A 22,814-nucleotide genomic window follows, 5' to 3' on the forward strand; every position below is an offset into this window, starting at 1 on the left:
TTATAGCAGATTATCCAATTCTAGCAATTGAGTTATTTCCATATGAGGTAAACATCTTGTATCATCGAGTTGAAAAATATCATGTTTATAGATATTAATAAAACAAGCCAAAAAACCATTATTGATAGCACCATTAACATCAGTCAATAGATTATCGCCTACATGTAAAATATGTTGTGATGGAATAGCTAACTTGTCAGAAGCTAAATCAAAAATCTCGGGAAACGGTTTTGAACGCCCATGTTCACCACCACGCAATGAAAATTGAAAATAATCGCCTAAACCAATTTGATTAACATCTACGTTTCCATTAGTGATTACTGCCAAAGGGTATTTCGTGGCTAATTTTGTCAATAACATATGTGTTGATTGTGGGACTTGCATTTTGTGCCGCCAAAAATTAAAGCATGTCATTGATTCATCAATAATATCTGCAAATTTTTGTACTGGAATATCAGTTTTATTTAACAGCGATTTGATAGTTTGAAATCGCCATACATTAACATCGTGATAAATTTCAGGATAAGATAAAAGCACAGTGTGCTTTTCGGCCAAATACTTGGATATTGTAAGCGTATGCAATTGCTCATAATTTTGGAGCATTTTGACCATTTCTTCTTCCGCTTTTTCAACAATCATACTGTTATCGTATAACGTGTCATCGAGATCGAAAGTCAATGCTTTAATCGTATTAATAGATCGATAAAAGTGCATCGTTATTTTCTCCTTTTAGCTCGTGGATGGGCTGAATCATAAACTTCTGATAGGTGTGAAAAATCCAAGTGCGTATAAACTTGCGTCGTTGATAAATCGGCATGACCAAGCAACTCTTGTACTGCACGTAAATCACCACTTGATTCAAGCATATGAGTTGCAAATGAATGGCGTAATTTATGGGGATGAACATGACTGCTTAACCCTTGTTTAACCCCCCATTGTGAAAAACGCTTTTCAACATTACGCGGTGAAATCCGTTTACCCAATTTTGAAATAAATAGCGCATCATCTTGCGGGACTAAAGAGTCGCGCATCGAAAGCCAATGTTTAATCCATTTAATTGACTCTCGGCCTAATGGCAACTTCCGTTCTTTATTACCCTTACCCATTACACGAATTTCGCCATCAGTAAGGTTTAATTCACGGCAATTTAATCCAACTAATTCAGAAAGGCGTAACCCAGAACCATACATGACTTCAAGCATCGCTCTATCACGAACAGAAAGCGGATCATTATATTCAATATCAAGCAGTTGATTAATTTCATCAATATCAATATTTTTAGGAAGATGCTGCCCCAATTTAGGATTCAAAACACCACGCGCTGGGTTTGCATTAATAAGCTCATTTTTAACCATCCAATCACAAAAACTACGTAATGCCGATAATCTCAATGATAAGCTTCTTGCCTGTAAACCTGTACGTTTACTACGACTAATCAATAACCTTACCGCTGACGAATCTAAATCTTGCCATGTTGATAGTTCTATTTCTTTTGCTAACGAAATAATGGCATACAGCTGTCTTTGATAATTAATTTGCGTATTTAAACTGAGCTGTCGTTCTGACTTTAAATAACTTAAAAACTGATCAACAGGTAATGTTAATGCAGTATTGTCGTTTTGATTAGGCTGTACCATAAAGAGGATCCTTATTTTTTTCGCATAATCCATCTGCTAATTAAAATGGGTAAAATTTCACTCATTTTTTCAAGTAATAATGTACCTTGCCCTGCTTGGTAATGTTGTGGATTAGTGCTAGTAAACATTAGCAAACCTAAATCACCAAATTGTCCCAATAAAGATAAAGCAACTGACCCAACATAACCATGTTTAGGTAATAAAAAGTCAAGTTCAGTTGAATTTAATGGTCCTAAATATTGCTGGTTATACTGTAAGTGCCTAACACGAATAAAATCAAATTGTAATGAATTTAAAGCTAAGTGATGGTAATTTGACGGTGCATTAAGCAACCATTTATCGTCAAAAAGATACAAATAAGCACCGCTAAGCCCTAACGATTTTGCCCATGTGTTTAATAACGCTATCAATTGATTTAGATCCTCCGCTTTAATCAACTCAATTTGCAAATCCATGAGTTGATTAAACAGCAATTCGTTAGCGCTGGCATACTCCATTAATAACGAAATTTCACACTCTAACTGATTAATTTTGTTACGCTGACGAGCCATATTCCATTCCGGTAACGAAATAATTCCCCGCACTGGGTGTGGTACTTGCATGAATTGAACATACTGAGCATTTCGTATAAAAAAATCTGGGTTATCAATAAGATATTGAGCCACAATTTCGTCATTTAATTTTACTGATGAAAGCTGTTGTCGAGCTTTTTTATCTCTTAAATTTCGTTTATTTTTACCAGCCATAATTAACGTCTATTATATTATTGTATTATCACATTACTTTATGTTTTTATTGCTTTTTTTCTTTAATTAAGCACTAAAAACGCAAATGAAAAACCCAATAAAATCAATGCCTTTTCTAAACATTTTTAGCTTTGCCATTTTCTATCAATTCAACCAACAAATGCCGGGGCTTATCGATGATGATATGAAGGTTAAATTGCAATAAAACCATCATAAACATGTGTTGCAGGTCCTGTCATATAAAGAGGTTGATTGTTACCTTGCCATTCAATTAATAATTTACCACCCGGTAAATTAACATTAACGCTTTGGTTTAATAACCCTTGATTGATGCCAACCGCAACCGCTGCACAAGCACCAGTGCCGCAAGCTTGTGTTTCGCCAACACCTCGTTCAAAGACGCGCAAATTAATGTTATTGCGATCAACAATGTGCATAAATCCAATATTAGCTCGTTTGGGAAAGCGTTCATGTTGCTCCAATAGTGCTCCAAGCTTTGCTACTTCAGCAGTTAGAATATTTTCAACTTGAATCACACAATGAGGATTTCCCATAGAAGCAACGCCACATAATACGGTTTGTTCTTGCGCACGAATGATATAGGTTTTTTCTTCTTTGATGGCTTTAAAAGGAATTTTACCGGGGTCAAAAATAGGCTCCCCCATATTAACACGTACGGTTTCATCGTCATTAACAGTTAGAACAATATTGCCTTTCATAGTGCTAACTTTTAATATACGTTTTCGACTTAGTCCTTTTAAACGGACAAAACGAGCAAAACAGCGTGCGCCATTACCGCATTGCTCAACCTCGGAGCCATCAGAATTAAAAATACGATAATGAAAATCGCTATCTGGCACATAAGGTGGCTCAACAATAAGCAGTTGATCAAATCCAACACCTGTATATCGGTCCGCCATGCGTTTAATCATTTCAGTAGAAAGATGAACATTTTGCGTTACGGCATCAATAACCATAAAATCATTTCCAAGCCCATGCATTTTTGAAAAGTTCATCGTTAATTTACCTTTTATTGTCAAATGTTGTTATTTGTTTACTTTTTTATTTTTAGCGCTGACTGTTAACCAGTATCCACTTAAACCGGAAATACAACTACCATTAAGTATTGCCGATACAATTTATCAATATTATAAAACCGACTCACCACGCCATAAATCGTCAAAGGCTTCACGTTGACGAATTAATTTGTGCTTTTGTTCATCAATGAGCATCACTTCTGCAGGCCTTGGGTGACTATTATAATTTGATGCCATACTAAAACCATAAGCGCCTGCGCTACAGACAACAAGTAAATCATCTTGCTTAATTGAAAGTTCTCGCTGATAAGCCAAAACATCGCTTGATTCACAAATCGGACCAACGACATTATATACAAAAATTTCATCGCCAGATTTTGGTTGTCTTTCAGGTAAGACATTCATCCAAGCATCGTAAAGTGCAGGTCGAATTAAGTTATTCATTCCTGCATCAACGATTGCAAAATGGTTACCCTCTTGATGTTTGGTATATTCGACCTTAGTAATTAATATGCCAGAATTAGCTACAATAGATCGCCCTGGTTCAAACAAAATTTCAATGTTGGGGTAATTGACCAATTTATTTTTCAATTCGCTCACAAGTTGCGCTGGAGTTGGTGGTTGTTCGTTATCATAACAAACACCTAATCCCCCCCCGAGATCAATATGTTCAATTGTAATATTATCAGCTTGCAGTTTGTCCACTAAAGCAAGTATACGATCAGTAGCATCAATAAACGGCGATAATTGCGTTAACTGCGAGCCAATATGACAATCAATACCAACAATATTAATATTTGTTAATGCACGCGCTTTTTGATAAACCGATAATGCTAACTGATAGCTAATCCCAAATTTGTTTTCGCGTAGACCTGTTGAAATATAAGGGTGTGTTTTAGCATCCACATCTGGGTTGATTCTTAATGAAATTGGAGCAATTTTACCTAATCTTTTAGCAACTTCATCAATTCGATATAATTCGGCCTCGGATTCAACATTAAAACATTTAATACCAACCTCAAGCGCACGCTCAATTTCAACGATTGATTTAGCAACGCCAGAAAAAACGATTTTTTTAGGATCCGCGCCTGCTTTTAATACTCGTTCTAATTCACCTTGTGAAACAATATCAAAACCAGCGCCTAATTTTGCCAGTAAACTTAAAACAGCTAAATTACTATTGGCTTTAACGGCGTAACAGATTAAGTGTTTTGTGTTAAGCAAAGCCTGTTCATAGGCTAAAAACCGCTCACGAATATGATCAGCTGAATAGACATATAAAGGGGTGCCATACTGCTTAGCAAGATCTGCAATCGCTATTTGATTAGCAAATAAGCGATCATGTTGATAATTTAAAAAATCCATCACGTTATTCCATTATGCAATTTTAATAAATAAATCAGATTGAATTGAGGCAGTTGTTGTTAATTTGGCTTGTTGCGTTGTTGCATTTTCAATAGGACGATAAAGTGGACCTTTTAATCCACATCCTAGTAATGCCAATATAACAAAAAAGACAGAGAGTAATTTTATAATTGATTTCATAATATTCGCAATTCTTTCTATTTTTTAGAATATTGTCTATATTACACGATAGGAACAATGCTGCAAAGCGTAAATAATAACACCTAAACAAATAGATATACAAAATTAAGAAACCGTAGTTTGTGGAGTAACTCATGTTATTTAAAAAACTACTGTAATGAATAAACATAAAAAAACAAAATTGATACCCTATCACAGGCAAAAAATAGCGTGCTTATATTATAAAGAAAAAATAACTGTAGCTGATTTGGCTAAACGCTTTATTGTCAGTCGTCTGTTCATTTACAATGATGCTAAAAAAGCTTAATTGAAGCTGTTCGTTCTTTAACTAGCAAGAATAAACGTTATAAAACAATCAATTATAAAGCAATCATTTATAAAACCATCAGTTATAAAAACATTAATTATGAAATTAAAAGTCTGATTAAAAATGCCTTATGAGTTTTTAGAGGATGATTTTAATCATGAAGTGTAAACAACCAATTATTTTCCTACCAATAAGATTTTATTAATTTATTCACAAATAACAGGTATAGTTTTAAGATTAAATCCTGCCTCTTTATAATATTTATACCTTACTCTAGCTAGCGCTTTTAAATCCTCGTCAACAGGCACAAAATCAATAATATCACGATAGACATTAGCAAATTCAGGAAATTGCTCTTGTAAATTAATTAGTAGCGGCCTACTACCGCTACTGCGTTTTTGTGGCCAGCTGATTTCAACAGGTGATCCGCCTTTCATACCTTCGCCAGCTAAGTTATGTGGCACAAAGCTGTCGGTACTCAGTTGCCATAGATATTCGTCGATACGCTCAGCTTGTGCTTGATCTTGACAAGCAACTTGTACACGCAAATTAGCTTGCCATGCTTCGGCGATTTTTTGGCATGCGAGTTTTTCATAATATAGCATGCCTGATTCGTTGGCTTCTCTTTGGTTTTCAAGTAGATAGAAGATCACTTTTTTCATAAATGTTGGCTCGATTTATTGATCAAGTAAGTATTGAATCAACATAGCAACAGGACGCCCTGTTGCGCCTTTTTGTGCGCCCGATTTCCATGCAGTGCCCGCAATATCTAAATGCGCCCATTGATATTTTTCAGTAAAACGAGACAGGAAACACGCAGCAGTAATTGTGCCACCATCACGCCCACCAGCGTTAACAATATCAGCGCATGTCGATTTGATCTGCTCTTGGAATTGATCGTCGATCGGCAGTGCCCATGCTTTGTCTTCCGCTTTTTGTGATGCGCTAACTAATTGTGCGACTAACTTATCGTTGTTGCCCATAACTCCTGTATAGTGATGACCAAGCGCCACAATACAAGCGCCTGTTAAGGTAGCTATGTCGATAACGGTTTTGGGATTATAACGCTCAACATAGGTTAAAGCGTCACACAATACAAGCCGCCCTTCGGCATCAGTGTTAATCACTTCAACCGTAGTGCCTGACATGGTAGTTAATATATCACCAGGACGGTAGCTATTACCGTCAGGCATGTTTTCACAACCTGCCATAACACCTACAACATTGATCGATAATTTAAGTTCAGCAACGGCTTGCATAACACCATAAACCGTTGCTGCACCACACATGTCGTATTTCATTTCATCCATGCCAGCAGCAGGTTTGATAGATATACCACCCGAATCAAACGTTAGCCCTTTGCCAACTAAAACATAAGGTTGGGCTTTTTTATCTTTGGCGCCTTGGTATTCAATAATGGTCATGATCGATTCGTTTTGCGATCCACGCCCAACGGCTAAATAGGCATTCATGTTTAATTTTGCCAGTTCGCTTTCGCCAAGGCAGGTGACTTTGAGCGATGTATGTAGTTTTCCTAGCTGTTTGCCTTGTTCAGCTAAATATTTTGCATTACAAACGTTCGATGGCATGTTGGCAATAGTCTTGGTTGCGGTAATGGCATTAGCAATAATTTCACCTTGTAACAAGTTGCTAGTTAATTCATCAATATTGCTTTTATTACCCGTTAATAATGCCACTTTTGCTAAGCTTGGTGCTGGGGTTTTGGTGGTTTTAAATTCGTCAAACCGATATGTTATGTCACTCACTATTTGTGGCAACTGTTTGGCAATTTGTAGGCTATTGCTTTGATTGACAGCTAGCAAGTCCCACGCAATACTTTTAATCTTTTTGGCAAGCAGTTCTTTGATAACGGCTTGAATCACTTTTTTGGCTTGCGTTACTCCAAAGTCGTTGGTTTTTCCACAGCCAACAAATAGGAGTTTTTGTTTGAGATCGCTATTAGTTTGATACAATAGCGTGGTTTTACCCAATTCATGGCTAATATCGCCTGACTTGATAAGCTGACTTACTAGGCCGTTAGTTAAGTTGTCGATATCTTTAACAATATCTGACTGGCTTTTTCCTGAATCAATTGAAATAACTAAACACTCTGTTTTTTGTTTGGTTATAATAGTGCTGTTTTTTATTTGAAATTCCATGATGTTTCCATTTATGCGTTGATGGGAATAATGAATATTCTATCGGTTCATTATGGGATAGCAACAAAAAGATAACTAAAACTTAGCAAATCAGATTATAATAATCAGATTTTGTACCAACATGTATAGGTAAAATGTGATAATTCGTCGATATTTAGTTAAAGAGACATTGAAAACCCAAGGGGCAATATTATTTATTTTGTTGCTGATTTTCTTTTCTCAAAAATTAATTAGAATTTTATCAAATGCAATTGATGGCTCTATCCCTCGTGATTTGATTATGCCATTGTTGGTGTTGGGCGTGTCGAACATGGCGGATCTGATTTTACCGTTAAGCCTATTTCTTGGCGTACTGGTGACTTTTGGGCGACTTTATGCTGACAGTGAAATGGTGGCAATGCATGCTTGTGGTGTTAAAAAGAGTTTAACTTATCAGGTGGTGCTGTTTCTTTGTATTTTAACTTGCCTATTAACGACGTTAAATTCATTGTGGTTTGGTCCTTGGTCTAGTATTAAGCAAGATCAATTGCTTGCCAATGCAAAAATCAATCCAAGCTTAGCGGGACTGTTAGCGGGGCAATTTCAACAAACGCCCGATGGCAATTCAATGATTTATATTGGTAATGTAAATGATAATAATTTAGAAAATGTTTTTATCGCTCAAATCAACCCAAAAACCAATCAGCGACCTTCGATTATTATTGCCAATAAAGGTAAAACAGGACACGATAATGAGGGTAATCAGATCATTACTCTTGAAGATGCTAATCGCTACGAAGGAACAGCACAACTTCAAGATTTTCGGATTTCTAATTTTCATAATTATTTAGGCATTATCAAACCTAAAGCACTAGATACGAATGAAGATACCGATAAAATTGATGTTCAGCAGTTAGGGTTACAAGCGCTTGCCGATATGGATACACCTAAAGCCAATGCCGAATTTTATTGGCGATTAACACTAATTATTTCCGTGCCATTGATGGCGTTTTTGGTTATTCCATTGAGTGTGTCTAATCCTCGTCAAGGGCGTCTTGCACAAGTTTTTCCTGCTTTGTTGCTTTATTTGGTTTACTTTTTATCAGCCAGTTCGATTAAAGCTAATGCAGGTAAAGGTCGGTTAGATCCTGATTTTTGGTTTTACGTTTTGAACGTTGGGTATTTTTTATTAGCTTTAATACTAAATTATTGGGATAGCCTATTTATGCGCAAACTTCGCTTGAAATATGCGGCATCTTAAGGAGATATGCGTGTTTTCGATTTTAGACCGTTACATAGGTAAAACTATTTTAAGCACCATTGGTGTTAGTCTTTTTTTGTTGATCAGCTTATCAGGAATTATCCGTTTTATTGATCAGCTTCGAAAAATCAAAGTGGATTATGATGCGTTTTCTGTCGGTATTTATACCCTGTTGATGGTGCCAAAAGATTTAGAAGTGTTCTTCCCAATGGCGGCATTATTAGGTGCTTTGATTGGCTTGGGAATACTCGCGTCACACAGTGAACTAACCGTGATGGAAACCTCAGGCTTTAGCCGTTTTAAAATTGCCTTTGCTGTAATGAAAACGGCAATACCGCTAGTATTGGTTACTATGGCAATTGGCGAATGGGTTGCCCCTGTAAGTGAACAAACTGCGCGTAATATGCGTTCTGAAAAACTGTACGGTAATTCGCTAATGGTTGAGCAAGGCAGTCTTTGGGCAAAAGATGGGAATGATTATATTTTTATTGGCCATGTAAATAACGATAATTCAATTTCAAATGTGTATATCTATTCGGTCGATCAAAATAAATTACAGTCCATTACCCACGCCGCTTATGGTGTTTATGAAAATAACGCTTGGACTTTGTCACAAATAGAAAAAAATGACCTAACAAACCCCAATAAAGTGGTAGGTATCAATATGGTCTCTATTCCTTGGCAAACCAATATTACACCCGACAAACTCAGCATTGTTGCATTTGATCCTGATTCGTTGTCAGCCTCTGGGCTTTATCAATATTCACAATATCTAAAAAGCTCAGGGCAAGATACCAAATATTACGATTTACTGTTTTGGAAAAAGCTTATTAAGCCTGTTTCAGTGGCGGTGATGATGTTGTTAGCCCTATCGTTTATTTTTGGTCCACTGCGCAGTGTGTCGATGGGGATTCGTGTAGTTATTGGCATTAGCTTTGGTTTCTTGTTTTATATTGCCGATAATTTGTTTGCCCAAGTCAGCATTGTAATGGGCATTTACCCATTGATTGGATCGCTTATCACAAGTTTTGTGTTTTTATTAATTAGTTATATTTTATTTAAGCGAAAAAACTAAGTTCAAACAAACTAAATTCAAACGAAAAGCTAAGCTAACGGTGTTTTTATCAATCCTATCATCTTTGTTGAGATGATAGGATTTTTATTTGAGGATTGGATGATTCGGTTTTATTTATGATTTATCAAATAACTTTAAATACTGTCCATACCCAGCATCTTCAAGTTCATCTTTCGGAATAAATCGTAACGCGGCCGAATTGATGCAATAGCGTAATCCGCCAAGCTCTTTAGGACCATCATTAAACACATGACCAAGATGTGAATCAGCACCAGCCGATCGCACCTCGGTACGGCGCATACCAAAGCTAGTATCTTTTTTTTCAACGATGTTGGCCTTTTCTATCGGTTTTGAAAAACTTGGCCAACCACAGCCTGAATCAAATTTATCTAATGAAGTAAATAGTGGTTCTCCCGATACGATATCAACATAGATACCTTCCCTGTGATTGTCATAAAATTGGTTATCAAAGGGGGGTTCAGTGCCATTTCGTTGCGTAATATGATATTGCATAGGTGTTAATACTGACAGCGCTTTTTCTTTCATTGTATTATCCATAAGTCACCTTTTGTTATTTCATGTTGTTTGTTTTATTTATGCTGATCAATCACATTTTAACATTGACTGTAATACTTTATCTTTAATCCAAAAATAATGAAATAAAGCACCAGCTATATGTACAATAAGTAAAGCTATCAATAAATAGGCACTGACTTGATGGGCTTGATGAAATAACTGATAAGCTTTATTTGGCATATCAATAGCAGGGATGGAGATAACACCAAAAAAATTCAGTGGGTGACTACTCATTAAATAACCAGAAAGTGGCACAATAATCAGTAAAATGTAAATAAAACCTTGTACCGATTTTGACAAAATTCGTTGTCGTTTTTGTGATTTTGGCAACACATCAGGCACACCATCTTGTTTAATGACAATAAAGCGCCAAAGTGTTATGCCAAAAATCAGCACACCAAATGATTTATGGAATAAATAAATATTAAACATACCACCTAAATAGGGTGATAAAGTTACTTTTAAAAAAACCAATAAATAGGTGCACACAATCAGCATAAGTGTTAACCAATGGATCCATTTTTGTTTACTACTGTATTGTGGGTAGTTTTGCATGATTAAGTCATCCTTCTATTTGTTTTTTGACCAATGCTCAGATAAAAAATGAGATCGCCCTGATAATTGGTAATATCGTTGATAATGTTGTGGCTGTTTAAGGTAATAATTTTGATGATAATCTTCAGCCAAATAAAAAGTAGATGCTGGTTCAATAGCTACCTTAATTGGCTTATCAAAGTGGCCACTGTCTTGTAAAGCTTGTTTAGATGCTAATGCCAATTTATGTTGAAATTCGTTATGGTAAAAAATAGCAGGACGATAAGAATCCCCTCTATCAGCAAATTGACCTTCTGAATCAGTAGGATCAATCTGATGCCAAAAGATATCAAGGAGCTTTTTATAACTAATTATTTTAGGATCAAATGTGATTTGTATCGCTTCGGTATGCCCCGTATTACCGGCACAAACTTGCTGATAAGTTGGATTAGCAACATCTCCTCCTGTATATCCCGACACCACATTAATCACCCCCTCATACTGATCAAAGGGTTTTACCATACACCAAAAACAACCGCCTGCAAATGTTGCTTGTTCATATTGTTGCATAATAACCTCACGAGTTTATAAGTTTATGATTTTATAATGTTTAAATATCGCTCCACCTATTGCCTAATACAGGTTTTATCATTCACATTAAAATGTCATGCTACTAGCAAGCATATTACTTGAAAAAGAATAAAAAAACACCATGTTGTTTAACAACTATTTTCATTATAGAGGAATTGATTATGGCTAGTGGATGGACATCTGACGATGCTGTTAATCAACAAATCGATAGTACCATTACCGATGCTATTACAAATGCAAGGCGACAACTCCATCACGGCATAGCAAGCGCACATTTTTGCGTTGAATGTGGCGATCTTATTGCCGAAGCACGAAGGCAAGCCTTACCAGGTGTGCAATACTGTTTAAGTTGTCAGCAAGAAATTGATAAGCAAACGGCTAAAGCATTTAGCTTATATAATCGTCGCGGTAGTAAAGATAGCCAACTTCGTTAATAGCGGGTTGTATCTATAAATTGGGTGGTCACTAACCACCCATTTAAGAATATTACGTTTAAGGTAAAAAATAATAACTATTTTTTACCTTCGGCAACCGAATCATAAGGGTAAATAATTAATTTATTATCAAACCATTCAGCACAAAAAATATCCTCTATTTTTTCGTAACCTTGTTTGCTGATCTCGCGTTTAACCCAATCTTCATCTTTCTCAAGTTGCTCAAGATTATCATGACTAATGCCACCATTTTCGATAATAAGCAAGGCGATATCTTTTTCACCTTTTTTAATAACCGTTAAAGAGCCATTTAGTTCATACCATACTTCTTTTAATTCACCAAATGAAGGAATACCTTGAACATTAACTAACGTTTCAAAATCCCTTACTGGTAAGTTTGCTTTAATAAAATTTTCGGTTATTAAATGACCATTTTTAACTAATTGGATTGGTTTACCATCAATTGTGTCACGCAAACGTGAGTTTTTAGATTTGACAAATCGAATTAAAACAAGCAAACCCGCCCAAATTGCAACTAACCCAGCGGCTTCCCAAGGTGATACTGTCGGGCTAAGTAATGCCCCCCCAACTAACGCACCAATGACCATGCTACCGACCTGATCAAGCTGTGACATTGGTGCAATTTGACTTTTTCCTGATAATTTCACATAAATAAGTAAAATAAATAAAGCTAATAAAAATTTTGGTGTCATTTCTAATAAATACATTTTTTCCTCCAAGCCAAACATCATATGTTGAACGACAAGCGCAAATACAAAGTTCAATAATACTTTTGATTTGCAACGGATAACAATTTATCTAAAAATCGGTATAACTTTTGTTTTAATTAAGCTTTAACTAAATGTTAATAAAATAGCGTTTTGTTTTTATTACTATTTTTGGTACAGTTTAAGAACCAATGGTAAGACGAGTTAGAAAAGTCAATAGCCTTATTCTACTCCAAATTTTTGCCAAGAAAATGGGGCTTAACAAATTAATTGTAAAATTATTTGCTCCTAAAAGCAGAAAAATTGGCCTATAAATAAAATAGATAATATTTTAAGAATGTATTTTCTGATAAAAAAGTTTGTTAGCAAGTTTGGAATTTTGGGATCTTGTGTGATGTAGAATAACAAAAAGTGTCAAAACTTATCGACTTGAAGCTTTCTATAAGAAAGCTTCGCTCTTTGATAAATAGTCCACAATAAGAATATAAGTTCTACATGGACTAAGAATTAAAAATTAAGGTGTAACACAAACCCCATAGTCCTTAAAATTCATTCCGTAGCTGTGCACAGCACCACTATATGAGTATACATTGAACCGTTGGATATCTGTAGCATCACTCGTCAAATAACCAGCGTTAGCGAAATTACTACCTGGATAACTGCCCATAGCGCCCCACTCAGTGAATAACCCCGCACCTATTTGACGCTGATAATGATTACCCTCCGAGGAAGGTGTAGCTCCAACAGAGCCTTGGCACTGGCGGGTTACATTTGGACCAGAACAGACTGCATTAGTTAGGTCTTTTACCTGTGGAAGACGATAGCCCAAACCCTTGCACCAACTTGCTTGCCCTGAAGGAACATCGATTATAGAGCCTCGATTTACAAACCACTTCTGTAACTGAAATCCATATTTTAATACAGCATTACCGCTGTTATCTTTTCCTACTAACTCAAACGTTTGTGGTAAATTTGGTACAGTAATGCCGGCAGGGATAACATCATTCCATCGATCTTTTGCTTCGGGGCCGGTTAGAGTAATGCGCACACTAGTACTTGTTGCATTTGTTATAGTAGCAGTTATCCCTCCGGCCGTGACTGGTGACCATGTTAATTGACTTGCATCAGTGCCTGCTATGTCTAAATCAAAATATAATCCATTAGCCCCCGTGGTCGGAAAATGACTATCGTATGCTTTAGAACCGGTTGACTGTAGGATAAATCCTTTATCTGCATTCCATATAGTATCGGGCCCAGCAAAATCTACTCTCCAATTATTGTCAAATTTACTGCCATATCGTAGGCTTGGTCTTACAAAACAGATAGTAGGCAATACCTTCGGATTGATGTAATAAACTTCCTTACCTCCTGTAAAAGTGCTAATGTTTGGTATACCGTAACGAGTACTTAAACTTCCCCCTAAACTACTTAACTCTACTTTATAAGGTGCATTACAAATACTTAACGGATCGTTACGCTTTACTGTTTTGTTATTTTTATCTGTGATGGTCAGTGTTACATTTCCTGATGCGGTTATACCACCGACATCCAATCCATCGCCATCGTCATCTCCCCAATAGTTATTACTCGTTATTAAATCATTTAAATTGATTGAGTTGGTTGAGGTGGGTATTATCATTTCAACATTAGCGAAAGTATCGTTTTCATTCGGTAGTTCTATCGGGTTTGATGGTGATGATTCATTAGTTGTTGGCGTGATAGCGGCACCATCGGATAATATGATACTTAATAAGCCATCAGTTGTAGTTACTTTAGTTTTTCCCCCATCAAACGTTAAATACGGTTCAGTACCTTGAATAACATTCATGGTACTGGCTGATAATGCTTGTAACCCCAATGAATATGGTAATAGTAACAGTGGCATTAACCTTAACAGAATTTTTGATGATAACTTGAAAGGCAATCTTGAAGATAAAAACGGAACTGGTGTAAAAATTTTTCTAATGTGATACTGCATTATATTTAACCTAATATTTATACTTATATTTACTAACTTATTTGATAAGTTGATTTTTAAAATCCGCGAAAGTGTAACTTTTTATAAACATTTTTGCTACCCTTTAGCTAAAAATATTTTGAATATAAATAAAATTAATTTCAAGAAAACAGCGAGTTATTTATACTCGATGATTAAAATAATCGGCTAAAAACTCATAAAATGTTTCCCAAAAATGGCTTTGTGGGCGGATTGTATTATAAAAGCAGGAAAATAACATAACATTTTGTTTTTTATATTTTTAATAGTTAAATGTTGACTGATTATGCTATACATCCATTAAAGTTCGTATCACACTTTGAGCTTTCCTATTTGTTTGTGCGAGCAAGTCGGTTTTGTAAATTTTTGCTCAATACGATTGAGCAGTAAGTTTTAACAAATAGATACTGCAAAATTTCAATTTATCACCAAACGGTATAGAATCCTGAATATTTTTTACAAAAAACAGAATCTGAAAATTAAACAATTTTTTAAATTTCCCATAGATAGTAAGTACACAGCTTACATAAAAAATAATATTGCCTATTTAATATTATTTTATTATTCAAAGGGTTTTGTGTTATTTGAAGTTTTATCAAGTCTTTCGCTGTTATAAGTAGCTTTTTAAATACTGTAAACAACACTGGCATTTTCTGCATCTCATTATTTTTTTAAAGATAGAAACTTCTTTCTACTCATTTTTATAAAAAATCCAATCTACATCACAATTTTTCACATTAGTGATTTACTTTGAGAATATGTGAATATAAATTTAAATAAACATTTGTGATTAACAAAGAGAATTTGTGAGAGGTGTTAAATGAATATTATTTTGGCTGGACACGGAAAATTTGCGTATGAAATGAAAAATAGCATTGAAATGATTGCAGGAAAATACACTAATTTGCATGCGATAACTTTTGAACCAGGAGATAGCATCGATAACCTGAAAGATAAATATCTAAAAATTATTAACAAATCAGAATCGAAACAGTTCATTATTATCACTGATATATTCTCAGGTAGCCCTTATAACGCTGCCACCATTCTAGCTATGCAATTAGGTAATATCGAAGTAATTAGTGGGTTATCTATGCCACTTTGCCTTGAGTTACTAAATCTCGATTTCTCTTTTATCAACACTGAAAACGTATTTGAACAACTCGATGAAGTTAAATTAGATTTTATTAAATCTTTCAAGTTGTTGTCTAAAAATGTCTCTACAGAGGAGGAGTTATAAATGATCATAAATTTAGTTCGCATTGACGATAGATTGATTCATGGACAAGTTACTACCGTTTGGACAAAAGAAGCCAAAGCAGAAAGAATTATTATTGTTAGTGATGAGGTTGCTAACGATGAAATACGTTCAACATTAGTTAAACAAGCAGCACCTCCTGGAATTAAAGTGTCGGTGATTAGTATTGATAAAGCCGCTGCGGTCTATAAAAACCCTAAATATGCCACTGACACTGTTTTTTATCTTTTTACCAATCCAACCGATGTTTTGCGATTAATCAATGCAGGTGTTCCTATTAAAGAAGTCAACATAGGAGGCATGTCATTTAAAGAAGGGAAAAAACAAATTACCAAAGCGGTTTCTGTTGATGAAAACGATATATCTGCATTCAAAAAAATGCATGAAATGGGCATCAACTTATGCTTAAAAGTCGTCATTACTGATCCAAATGTCGATTTTATTAAACTTCTTTAACAAAATTTTCCATATTAACCAACACAACAAAAGAAGAATAGGAGGAAAACATGGACATTTCAATACTTCAAATCATGTTCATTTTTATTTTCTCGTGTATCGCTGGAATGGGAAGTGTACTTGATGAATTTCAAACACATCGTCCATTAATTGCATGTACCGTAGTAGGCTTAATATTAGGTGACGTAAAAACAGGTATCATTTTAGGCGGTACACTTGAGCTCATAGCATTGGGTTGGATGAATATAGGGGCAGCCCAATCTCCAGATTCCGCATTGGCTAGTGTGATATCGACAATATTGGTTGTTGTAGGAAAACAAGATATCCAAACAGGAATAGCCATAGCTCTTCCTGTTGCAGCAGCAGGACAAATATTAACTGTTTTTGCAAGAACCATTACCGTAATATTTCAGCATGAAGCAGATAAAGCAGCAGAAAAGGTTCAGTTTCGAAAAATTGAACTGCTTCATTTTAGTGCGCTTTTTGTGCAAGCATTAAGAGTTTCAATCCCTGCCACGCTTGTTGCCATTTATGTTGATGCAAACACCGTTCAAGCTTTATTAAATATGCTACCCGATATTGTCACCGGTGGGCTTTCAGTGGCGGGGGGATTTATTGTTGTCGTCGGTTATGCAATGGTATTAAACATGATGATTGTTAAATACTTGGCACCATTTTTCTATTTAGGCTTTGTCTTAGGTGGATATCTAAATTTTAGTTTACTTTCATTCGGTATTTTAGGCGTAATTATGGCCATTATTTATGTTCAATTAAATCCAAAATTCAATGTAATACAAAACAATGGCAAATTTATAAATTCGATGGCAAATACCAATCAAGTGATCAGTGATGATGAGTTAGAAGATTAATCTATAGGAATTTTATTATGAAAGATATGTTAAAAACTGTTCAAAAAAAAGATGTAATTAGCACCTTTATTCGTTCTAATTTTCAACAAGCTTCTTTTAATTATGAACGTATTCATGCGCTTGCTTTTTGTGTCGATATGATTCCAACAATTAAACGAGTTTATCATACTAAAGATGAACAACGCCAAGCATTAAAAAGGCATTTATCCTTTTTTAATACAACGCCTGCGATGTGTGGCCCTGTGCTTGGTGTCACTATAGCAATGGAAGAAGCAAAAGCAAATGGCGCGCCAATTAATGATGGAACAATCAATAGCCTCAAAATTGGATTAATGGGGCCTTTAGCTGGCGTAGGCGATCCGCTTGTATGGGGAACATTACGCCCTATTACTGCAGCACTTGGTGCATCTTTAGCCCTCACTGGCAATATCGCCGGTCCATTATTATTTTTTATTTTGTTCAATTTAGTTAGACTTGCCATGAAATGGTATGGGTTAACCTATGGGTTATCAAAAGGAATCGGTATTGTTAAAGATCTTTCTGGTAGTATCTTGCCTAAACTGACAGAAGGTGCTTCCATTCTTGGTTTATTTATTATGGGAGTATTGGTGACAAAATGGACCTCAATAAATGTACCTTTAGTGGTATCTAAAACTACCGATACAAATGGTAATGAAATCATTATGACAGTACAAGGTATACTCAACGATCTTGTGCCTGGTTTACTACCGCTAGGTTTAACATTGTTAATGATGAAATTACTTAGAAAAAAGGTCAGTCCAATTATTTTAATTTTTATATTATTTACCGTAGGTATTATCGGCTATGGTTTAGGTATTCTAGCTTAAAATACAAATAAAAATCATAAAAAATATAATTAAAAAAGTTGTTATTAATATTTTTCCTTACAACTATCAGTATGACAAGGTAAGCAATATTGAGTATAAATTTGTATCAAATTTAATTTACTAAAGAGGAATATATGAAAACTCAAGCCGTTAGATTATATGGGAAAAATGATCTTAAATTAGAATCTTTTGAACTTCCACCTATCACTGACGATGAAGTGTTGGTATCTGTTATTGTTGACAGCATGTGTATGTCTTCACTAAAGCTAGTAAATCAAGGAGAAAATCATAAAAAAACACCACCAGATTTAAAAAACAATCCAATCATTATTGGGCATGAGTGTTGCGGTGATATTTTGCAAGTAGGTAAAAATTGGCAACATAAATTTAAAGAAGGGCAAAAATATGTCATACAAGCTAATTTACAGCTAGCTAATAGCCCTTATTGTGTTGGTTACTCGTATCCTAATACAGGTGGATGTGCAACCTACATGATAGTTAATCACGACGTATTAAAGCAAGATTGTTTAATTCCTTATGATGGAAAAACTTATTTTGAAGGAGCTTTAATCGAACCTTTATCCTGTATCATTGGTGCTTTTAATGCTAACTATCATTTAAAACCAAATAGTTATGATCATATTATGGGGATAAAACCTAATGGAGAATTGCTCATATTAGGGGGAACAGGTCCTATGGGTATGCTTGCAATAGACTATGCTTTAAATGGGCCAATCAAACCGAATAAAGTGGTTGTCACAGGGCGAAATAAAGAAAAAATAACACATCTAAAAACATTATACCAATCACGCAATGGGGTTGAACTTGAATTTGTTGATATATCTGATAATGAAGATCAATTGCCTCTATTGAAAAGTAAAGCTTCAAAAAATAGTTTTGATGATATCTTTATTTTTTTACCATCAAAAGAGTTAATTCATTTAGCATCACAATTATTGGCATTTGACGGTTGTCTAAATTTCTTTGCAGGCCCACAAGATAAGAATTTTGAAGCCGAAATTAATTTTTATAATGTACATTATAATTTTACACATATTGTAGGAACATCAGGAGGAAATACTGATGACATGCGCTTAGCTGTTAAACTAATTGAATCAGGAAAGGTTGATGTTGCTAAGATTGTTTCACATATAATGGGAATTGATCAAGCCTGCGAAATAACTCAATTACAAGATAAAATTAAAGGTGGAAAAAAACTAGTCTACACTCACAAACGGTTTGGACTTAAAAGTTTAGAATCTCTAACAGATAGTGCTGATGATGTAGCATTGAAGAAAATATTAAATAAAAGTCATGGTATTTGGTCAAAAGAAGCCGAAAATTTAGTATTAAATGATTTTCCTGATATTGAGTCTTAATTTTGATATACTTTAACAACATCAAGATGCCATAATAAGAGTTATTATCAATGGCATCTTGATATTCTTAAAAACAAATAGTAATTTTTAATAACAATGACTGATAAAATAAAATAGCCATGATCAATAATAACGTTGGTAACTACGATTTTGAGCAACACAAATTATTAATAAAAATAGCTCAACTCTATTATGAAGAAAATAAAACTCAATCTGAAATAGCTAAAATCGTCAATATACACAGATCAAGCATTAGTCGAATGCTAAAAGTTATACGTGAACTAGGCATTGTTTCTATCTCAATTAATTACGATTTACTACCTAATATTGCATTAGAAGAAAAAATTGTTAATAAATTTAATTTAAAACAAGTTATTGTTGTACCTGTCAATCAAAATATTAATAATGACAGCAAGAATCAAATTGTCTGTAATGTTGCGGCAAATGTATTAATAAAAAATATTCATGATAACGATGTCATTGGCATTTCATGGGGAAGAACCGTTAATTATATTGTTAGCAATTTAAAAAATGACAATACTAAGTTGAACAATGTTACCGTTGTCCCCATGATTGGTGGGCCGTCTGGCAAAATTGAAACAAAATATCACGTTAATAATATCGCTTATAACCTTTCGAACAAATTAAATAGCCAAGCAATACTAATTGATTATCCTGCTATTGTTGATACCGAACAATTAAAAATAGAAATAGGGAAAACTCAGCACATGAAAGAGCTAGAAAATTGGTGGAGTAAGATCACAGTAGCTTTATTTAGTATCGGTTGCCCAGCTATATCTAAAAGCTCTATTTGGTATGGTTTTTACGGAGAATTATTCCAAACGATTGCCAATAAAAAAATTGTCGGGGATATTCTATCGCACTTTTTTGATAACAAAGGAACTGAGTTAAAGACACCATTTTGTAATCAAATTATTGGCGTCACATTAGATAATCTTAAAAAAATTCCTCTAAAAATATGTGCAAGTGGTGACGTCGAAAAAATAAATAGTTTAAAAGCGGCATTAAATGCACATTATATCGACATATTAGTAATTAGTGATGAAATTGCCACTCAATTAATCGACTAAGTTTTAAACAGAATAAATACCTTACTTTTATTGAAAGTATGTACAGAAATTCATCGCATTGTTTACAGTAATTTAAGAAAATACTGTAACGTGCGCAAATTATGCTAGAATTTTCTGCAGATATATTGAATTTATTAAATTGAATAATTTTATAAAAAAAGCAGCTATATTAAAGCTGCCTTAGAATAATAATTTAAAATAATGTATTTTTTTATTAGAAATTAACTTCGGTACCAACAAAATAACGTCGACCTTCTAATGTTTTACCAAAATCTTCATTAGAGACATTTTTATCAAATAAATTATAAACACCAGCATAAACCTTAGCTTGTTTATGTACTTGATAAGATGCACCGATATCCCAGAAAGTATAGCCTGGGTATTCAACTTTTGTACCATTACGGTTGTTTGATGATTCCATACCATAATAAGCCATTTTAACCCATAAATCCCATTGCTGCGAAGCATACCAATCAAGTTGGGTGTTGAATTTTTGTTTAGGTGTACGGTTTAAAGATCGTCCTTTATATTGACCGCTTTTTTGTTCAGTTTTGGTCCAAGAATAGTTAGAACTTAATAAAAAATCAGTAAATAAAGGTGTTTTGAATGAAAGCTCAAGACCTTTAAAATCGGCTTTACCCACATTCTCACGGCCTTGTATAAAGTCAAATTTTCTACTGTAACCGTTCAACAAACATTTTCTACCACTTTTACGATCACAGATATAATAGGATTGAATTTTATCTTTATATTTTGTGTAAAATGCAGTTGCCGAAGCATCAATACCATAGTCATTGGTGTAACCAACACCAACTTCAAAATTATCGGATTTTTCAGGTTTTAAATTTGGATTTCCAATGATTACACCATCTGAATATCCGCCTCCAGTTACTTGACCCCAGTCAGTTACAACATAACGTAATTGTGGTGTGGCATAACCGGTTGAATAACCACCTTTTAAGGTGAAGCTATCATCAATATTCCAAACACTGTAAACCCTAGGGTTCCAGTTACTACCATAATTTTCATCTTTGTTATAACGTAACCCTAATGTTAAACTCCAATTTTCTAAAATACGTAACTCATCTTCGCCAAATAATGCATAATTCCAACGATCAATTTTAGATAATGTCGTTTTTAGTTGATTTCCTTTGTCATGTAACTCTTGATAATTATATTTTCCGCCTAAAGTCAGCATGTTAATACTAAATGGAATAGTCACGCGGGTATCAACATCAGTATTACGAATTTTCATCTGTCTTTTAGGGTTATTATTACCTTCATAAGCAACAAATGAAGTTGTTGATACATCGTCAAATAAACCATTATGTGTTAGCGCAAAGGTATTTCGCCTATTATCCCTATTAAAATCACTTCTAGATTTATCTCGTGTTTTACCTGCAGTTGCGTTACTATTTTGTAAAGCTCGCCCAAAATCGAGATCAAATTTTTGTGTTTCAGAGGCATTTAAAGATAATTTACCATTTAAGCTACGTAATTTTTGCCCTGCATGACCGCTCAGGAATTCATCTTCGTGACGTTTTGAATACTGTCCATAAAGTTGGATACCTAAGATATCATCAATCAATGGGCCTAAAGCTGAAAAACTGCCTGTGTAGGTGTTTTTTTCTGCCGAGCGATATGGTATGACCGATTCTAAACGTACACCACCATGCCATTTATCAGATACTTTTTTGGTGATGATATTGATAACACCCCCCATTGCGTCAGAACCATATAACGATGACATTGGGCCTCGTACCACTTCGATACGCTCAATAGCAGTTAATGGTGGCAACCATCCTTGTTCAAAACCTGAGTTATCGCTATTTGGTCTTGTTTCACGGGTGCTAATTTTTTTACCATCAACTAATATTAAAGTATATTTAGCATCCATCCCGCGAATACTAATATCAGTAGAATCCCCTCCTCCTGTAATATTTACACCAGGGATATCTTTTAACGCATCAGTCACATCACGATAAGGTTTATTTTCGATTTCTTTAGGCGTGATGACCGAAATAGTCGCTGGCGCTTCTTTTACTTGCTGAGAAAATCCCGATGCAGTCACAACCATCGTATCAGTATCTGAATTGCTAGCCGCTATAGCAGCACTTGATAATGACAACAAAATGCCCGTATTGATGACATGTTTTGTCAATTTAAACTTCTTTTTTGTTTTCATTTATTATAACCCCATTATTTATAATGATATTTATTGTTTTAAAATCTATAGCACATTACACTATATGAGAATGATTATCAATATCTTTAAAAATTATTTATTACTGGACTTTTTTATTTTTAC

23 protein-coding genes are annotated in these 22,814 nt (G+C 34.6%); 9 read left to right on the forward strand and 14 right to left on the reverse strand.

Annotated features, from left to right (window positions below; translation table 11 throughout):
• The 8 genes from yigB to GQ590_RS06270 all read right to left on the reverse strand — a co-directional run bounded on the left by yigB (position 1) and on the right by GQ590_RS06270 (position 7,431).
• A complete protein-coding gene (gene yigB / locus GQ590_RS06235; protein WP_160407326.1) occupies positions 1–714 on the reverse strand; it encodes a 5-amino-6-(5-phospho-D-ribitylamino)uracil phosphatase YigB in 714 nt (237 codons plus the stop codon).
• 2 nt (positions 715–716) lie between these two features.
• Positions 717–1,637: a tyrosine recombinase XerC gene (xerC, locus tag GQ590_RS06240; protein WP_160407330.1), complete on the reverse strand. Its 921-nt coding sequence runs from the start codon at positions 1,635–1,637 to the stop codon at positions 717–719.
• An 11-nt stretch (positions 1,638–1,648) separates the two neighbouring features.
• Positions 1,649–2,383, reverse strand: a complete 735-nt coding sequence (locus GQ590_RS06245) for a DUF484 family protein (protein WP_160407332.1) — start codon at positions 2,381–2,383, stop codon at positions 1,649–1,651.
• 191 nt (positions 2,384–2,574) lie between these two features.
• A complete protein-coding gene (gene dapF, locus GQ590_RS06250; protein WP_160407335.1) occupies positions 2,575–3,399 on the reverse strand; it encodes a diaminopimelate epimerase in 825 nt (274 codons plus the stop codon).
• A gap of 132 nt (positions 3,400–3,531) precedes the next feature.
• Complete coding sequence (gene lysA, locus GQ590_RS06255) at positions 3,532–4,785, reverse strand: diaminopimelate decarboxylase (protein WP_160407338.1); 1,254 nt, start codon at positions 4,783–4,785, stop codon at positions 3,532–3,534.
• Between the two features lie 12 nt (positions 4,786–4,797).
• Entirely contained in the window at positions 4,798–4,965 is a 168-nt protein-coding gene (locus GQ590_RS06260) for a lipoprotein (RefSeq protein ID WP_160407341.1), read from the reverse strand.
• Positions 4,966–5,478: 513 nt separating this feature from the next.
• On the reverse strand, positions 5,479–5,934 hold the full coding sequence (locus GQ590_RS06265) for a DNA polymerase III subunit chi (RefSeq protein WP_160407345.1): 456 nt from the start codon (positions 5,932–5,934) through the stop codon (positions 5,479–5,481).
• 15 nt (positions 5,935–5,949) lie between these two features.
• Entirely contained in the window at positions 5,950–7,431 is a 1,482-nt protein-coding gene (locus GQ590_RS06270; RefSeq protein WP_160407348.1) for a leucyl aminopeptidase, read from the reverse strand.
• 136 nt (positions 7,432–7,567) lie between these two features.
• On the opposite strand from GQ590_RS06270, the gene lptF reads away from it, so the two are divergent.
• Together lptF and lptG are read left to right on the forward strand one after the other, a co-directional pair.
• Positions 7,568–8,671: an LPS export ABC transporter permease LptF gene (gene lptF / locus GQ590_RS06275; protein ID WP_160407351.1), complete on the forward strand. Its 1,104-nt coding sequence runs from the start codon at positions 7,568–7,570 to the stop codon at positions 8,669–8,671.
• A 10-nt stretch (positions 8,672–8,681) separates the two neighbouring features.
• Positions 8,682–9,746, forward strand: a complete 1,065-nt coding sequence (gene lptG, locus GQ590_RS06280; RefSeq protein ID WP_160407354.1) for an LPS export ABC transporter permease LptG — start codon at positions 8,682–8,684, stop codon at positions 9,744–9,746.
• Between the two features lie 114 nt (positions 9,747–9,860).
• Here the strand turns inward: lptG and msrB are convergent, their stop codons facing one another.
• From msrB to msrA, 3 genes are read right to left on the reverse strand one after another with little or no spacing between them, the layout of a single operon-like run.
• Positions 9,861–10,292, reverse strand: coding sequence for a peptide-methionine (R)-S-oxide reductase MsrB (msrB, locus tag GQ590_RS06285; RefSeq protein WP_160407405.1), 432 nt, complete (start codon positions 10,290–10,292; stop codon positions 9,861–9,863).
• 57 nt (positions 10,293–10,349) lie between these two features.
• Positions 10,350–10,877 carry a cytochrome b gene (locus GQ590_RS06290; protein WP_160407357.1) on the reverse strand — a complete coding sequence of 176 codons (528 nt, stop codon included), beginning with the start codon at positions 10,875–10,877 and terminating at the stop codon, positions 10,350–10,352.
• Positions 10,878–10,892: 15 nt separating this feature from the next.
• The gene (msrA, locus tag GQ590_RS06295) at positions 10,893–11,426 is read right to left on the reverse strand and encodes a peptide-methionine (S)-S-oxide reductase MsrA (RefSeq protein WP_202112902.1); all 534 of its coding nucleotides are present in this window, start codon (positions 11,424–11,426) and stop codon (positions 10,893–10,895) included.
• A gap of 182 nt (positions 11,427–11,608) precedes the next feature.
• Between msrA and GQ590_RS06300 the strand changes: the two genes are divergently transcribed.
• A complete protein-coding gene (locus GQ590_RS06300) occupies positions 11,609–11,881 on the forward strand; it encodes a DksA/TraR family C4-type zinc finger protein (protein ID WP_160407360.1) in 273 nt (90 codons plus the stop codon).
• A gap of 77 nt (positions 11,882–11,958) precedes the next feature.
• Here the strand turns inward: GQ590_RS06300 and GQ590_RS06305 are convergent, their stop codons facing one another.
• Complete coding sequence (locus tag GQ590_RS06305; protein ID WP_160407363.1) at positions 11,959–12,609, reverse strand: DUF421 domain-containing protein; 651 nt, start codon at positions 12,607–12,609, stop codon at positions 11,959–11,961.
• 514 nt (positions 12,610–13,123) lie between these two features.
• Complete coding sequence (locus GQ590_RS06310) at positions 13,124–14,494, reverse strand: hypothetical protein (protein ID WP_160407366.1); 1,371 nt, start codon at positions 14,492–14,494, stop codon at positions 13,124–13,126.
• Between the two features lie 931 nt (positions 14,495–15,425).
• On the opposite strand from GQ590_RS06310, the gene GQ590_RS06315 reads away from it, so the two are divergent.
• From GQ590_RS06315 to GQ590_RS06340, 6 genes are all read left to right on the forward strand, one after another.
• The gene (locus GQ590_RS06315) at positions 15,426–15,845 is read left to right on the forward strand and encodes a PTS sugar transporter subunit IIA (RefSeq protein ID WP_160407369.1); all 420 of its coding nucleotides are present in this window, start codon (positions 15,426–15,428) and stop codon (positions 15,843–15,845) included.
• Positions 15,846–16,319, forward strand: a complete 474-nt coding sequence (locus tag GQ590_RS06320; RefSeq protein WP_065637143.1) for a mannose/fructose/sorbose PTS transporter subunit IIB — start codon at positions 15,846–15,848, stop codon at positions 16,317–16,319.
• 50 nt (positions 16,320–16,369) lie between these two features.
• The gene (locus GQ590_RS06325; RefSeq protein WP_160407372.1) at positions 16,370–17,188 is read left to right on the forward strand and encodes a PTS mannose/fructose/sorbose transporter subunit IIC; all 819 of its coding nucleotides are present in this window, start codon (positions 16,370–16,372) and stop codon (positions 17,186–17,188) included.
• Positions 17,189–17,205: 17 nt separating this feature from the next.
• Entirely contained in the window at positions 17,206–18,036 is an 831-nt protein-coding gene (locus tag GQ590_RS06330) for a mannose/fructose/sorbose PTS transporter subunit IID (RefSeq protein ID WP_160407375.1), read from the forward strand.
• A gap of 134 nt (positions 18,037–18,170) precedes the next feature.
• Positions 18,171–19,415: a zinc-binding dehydrogenase gene (locus GQ590_RS06335; RefSeq protein ID WP_160407378.1), complete on the forward strand. Its 1,245-nt coding sequence runs from the start codon at positions 18,171–18,173 to the stop codon at positions 19,413–19,415.
• Between the two features lie 119 nt (positions 19,416–19,534).
• Positions 19,535–20,506, forward strand: coding sequence for a sugar-binding transcriptional regulator (locus GQ590_RS06340; RefSeq protein ID WP_160407381.1), 972 nt, complete (start codon positions 19,535–19,537; stop codon positions 20,504–20,506).
• Between the two features lie 214 nt (positions 20,507–20,720).
• Here GQ590_RS06340 and GQ590_RS06345 read toward each other — a convergent pair whose 3' ends face one another.
• Entirely contained in the window at positions 20,721–22,691 is a 1,971-nt protein-coding gene (locus tag GQ590_RS06345; protein WP_160407384.1) for a TonB-dependent receptor, read from the reverse strand.
• Positions 22,692–22,814 lie beyond the last annotated feature (123 nt).

It is taken from the genome of Gilliamella sp. Lep-s35, assembly GCF_009795845.1.
Lineage (GTDB): Bacteria > Pseudomonadota > Gammaproteobacteria > Enterobacterales > Orbaceae > Gilliamella.

Excerpts from the sequence above, each read along its gene's own strand:
- yigB (WP_160407326.1), bottom strand. The coding sequence starts at position 714 with ATGCACTTTTATCGATCTATTAATACGATTAAAGCATTGACTTTCGAT.
- xerC (WP_160407330.1), bottom strand. The coding sequence starts at position 1,637 with ATGGTACAGCCTAATCAAAACGACAATACTGCATTAACATTACCTGTT.
- GQ590_RS06245 (WP_160407332.1), bottom strand. The coding sequence starts at position 2,383 with ATGGCTGGTAAAAATAAACGAAATTTAAGAGATAAAAAAGCTCGACAA.
- dapF (WP_160407335.1), bottom strand. The coding sequence starts at position 3,399 with ATGAACTTTTCAAAAATGCATGGGCTTGGAAATGATTTTATGGTTATT.
- lysA (WP_160407338.1), bottom strand. The coding sequence starts at position 4,785 with ATGGATTTTTTAAATTATCAACATGATCGCTTATTTGCTAATCAAATA.
- GQ590_RS06260 (WP_160407341.1), bottom strand. The coding sequence starts at position 4,965 with ATGAAATCAATTATAAAATTACTCTCTGTCTTTTTTGTTATATTGGCA.
- GQ590_RS06265 (WP_160407345.1), bottom strand. The coding sequence starts at position 5,934 with ATGAAAAAAGTGATCTTCTATCTACTTGAAAACCAAAGAGAAGCCAAC.
- GQ590_RS06270 (WP_160407348.1), bottom strand. The coding sequence starts at position 7,431 with ATGGAATTTCAAATAAAAAACAGCACTATTATAACCAAACAAAAAACA.
- msrB (WP_160407405.1), bottom strand. The coding sequence starts at position 10,292 with ATGAAAGAAAAAGCGCTGTCAGTATTAACACCTATGCAATATCATATT.
- GQ590_RS06290 (WP_160407357.1), bottom strand. The coding sequence starts at position 10,877 with ATGCAAAACTACCCACAATACAGTAGTAAACAAAAATGGATCCATTGG.
- msrA (WP_202112902.1), bottom strand. The coding sequence starts at position 11,426 with ATGCAACAATATGAACAAGCAACATTTGCAGGCGGTTGTTTTTGGTGT.
- GQ590_RS06300 (WP_160407360.1), top strand. The coding sequence starts at position 11,609 with ATGGCTAGTGGATGGACATCTGACGATGCTGTTAATCAACAAATCGAT.
- GQ590_RS06305 (WP_160407363.1), bottom strand. The coding sequence starts at position 12,609 with ATGTATTTATTAGAAATGACACCAAAATTTTTATTAGCTTTATTTATT.
- GQ590_RS06310 (WP_160407366.1), bottom strand. The coding sequence starts at position 14,494 with ATGCCACTGTTACTATTACCATATTCATTGGGGTTACAAGCATTATCA.
- GQ590_RS06315 (WP_160407369.1), top strand. The coding sequence starts at position 15,426 with ATGAATATTATTTTGGCTGGACACGGAAAATTTGCGTATGAAATGAAA.
- GQ590_RS06320 (WP_065637143.1), top strand. The coding sequence starts at position 15,846 with ATGATCATAAATTTAGTTCGCATTGACGATAGATTGATTCATGGACAA.
- GQ590_RS06325 (WP_160407372.1), top strand. The coding sequence starts at position 16,370 with ATGGACATTTCAATACTTCAAATCATGTTCATTTTTATTTTCTCGTGT.
- GQ590_RS06330 (WP_160407375.1), top strand. The coding sequence starts at position 17,206 with ATGAAAGATATGTTAAAAACTGTTCAAAAAAAAGATGTAATTAGCACC.
- GQ590_RS06335 (WP_160407378.1), top strand. The coding sequence starts at position 18,171 with ATGAAAACTCAAGCCGTTAGATTATATGGGAAAAATGATCTTAAATTA.
- GQ590_RS06340 (WP_160407381.1), top strand. The coding sequence starts at position 19,535 with ATGATCAATAATAACGTTGGTAACTACGATTTTGAGCAACACAAATTA.
- GQ590_RS06345 (WP_160407384.1), bottom strand. The coding sequence starts at position 22,691 with ATGAAAACAAAAAAGAAGTTTAAATTGACAAAACATGTCATCAATACG.